2 protein-coding genes and 1 pseudogene are annotated in these 1,131 nt (G+C 68.3%); 1 reads left to right on the forward strand and 2 read right to left on the reverse strand.

Translation table 11 applies throughout. The annotated features are described in order from the left end of the window. Positions 1–562 (forward strand): LysR substrate-binding domain-containing protein (locus JYJ84_RS37225; RefSeq protein WP_240201966.1); only part of this gene is annotated, 562 nt, incomplete at its 5' end. Positions 563–613: 51 nt separating this feature from the next. On the opposite strand, the gene JYJ84_RS37230 is transcribed toward JYJ84_RS37225, so the two are convergent. Both JYJ84_RS37230 and JYJ84_RS37235 read right to left on the reverse strand, forming a co-directional pair. Then, positions 614–934 (reverse strand): hypothetical protein, encoded by a 321-nt coding sequence (locus JYJ84_RS37230; RefSeq protein ID WP_174960631.1) that lies wholly within the window; start codon positions 932–934, stop codon positions 614–616. A 58-nt stretch (positions 935–992) separates the two neighbouring features. Further along, positions 993–1,131, reverse strand: a pseudogene (locus JYJ84_RS37235) (LysR family transcriptional regulator); the annotation flags it as partial.

Consider the following 1,131-nt stretch of genomic DNA (forward strand, 5'->3'; position numbering starts at 1 on the left):
CGCGCAATTGCGGCGCAACCATCCGGGGCTCGTCATCGAACTGGTGCCGACCGACCGCATCCAGGACGTGCTCAAGCGCGAGGCCGACATCGCGGTCCGGATGGCGCCCCCCGCGCAGGAGGCGCTCGTTGCACGGCGCATCGGCGAAATCGAAGTCGGGATGTTTGCGCGCGACGACTACCTGGCGCGCAACGGCGCGCCCGCGACGACCGACGAACTCGCGCATCACGCGCTGATCGGCTTCGATACGGTCACGCCGTTCATCCGCTCGGTGGGCCGCAGCATGCCGCTGTGGAAGCGCGAGGCGTTCTCGCTGCGCACCGACAGCAGCCTCGCGCAGCTCGCGATGATCCGCGCCGGCTACGGGATCGGCTTCTGCCAGACCGGGCTCGCGAAACGCGACACGCGGCTCGTGCGCGTGCTGCCGGACGGGCCCGCGATGCAGCTGGAAACCTGGGTCGTGATGCACGAGGACCTGCGATCGAGCCCGCGCTGCCGCGCGGTGTTCGATGCGCTCGCTGACGGGCTGCGTGCGTACGTGAACGGCGAAGCCGTCGAATAGACGGTTCGCGGCAGCGCACACGCGCGAAGAAAACGAAGCGCCCGAGCGGCGCTATTCATAGATTTTCCCGGCGAACAGGATGTCCGCCATGCGCCGCCACGGATTGTCGGGCACGTCGTAGAAGCGCAACCCTTCCTCCGACGCCTCGGCCCAGTCGACCATCGCGTCGAGGTACTCGCCGATCGAGTGGTTTTCCCAGCCGAGCGCGGCGCGCGCGTACGGCGACGGCGGCACGTCGGCCTCGAGCTGCCGCTCCTTGTTCCAGTCGTGCCCGAGCACGCGCAGGAAGTGGATCAGCGAGCGCTCGTCGATCACGCGCTCCAGCGCATCCTGCAGCTTCGCGGCCATCTGGCGTTGCAGTTCGTCGTTCATTTTCTTGTTCCTTCGCGCGCCTCTCAGATACGCGCCGCCGCAGGTCGTGCGGCCCGGTTTACATCAGCAATTGCCGCGACAGCACCTCGCGCGCCTGCGTGACGGTTTCGCGTTCGCCGGGCATCGGCGGCGTCAGCGAAAACACCGCGTCGGGCAGCGGCGGCAGCCGGTATTTCGTGCCGAGCCGCATCATGCCG

This window comes from Burkholderia sp. LMG 13014, from assembly GCF_905232215.1.
Lineage (GTDB): Bacteria > Pseudomonadota > Gammaproteobacteria > Burkholderiales > Burkholderiaceae > Burkholderia.

Bases quoted from the DNA above. Each gene is read 5' to 3' on its own strand.
- JYJ84_RS37230 (WP_174960631.1), bottom strand. From the start codon at position 934: ATGAACGACGAACTGCAACGCCAGATGGCCGCGAAGCTGCAGGATGCG.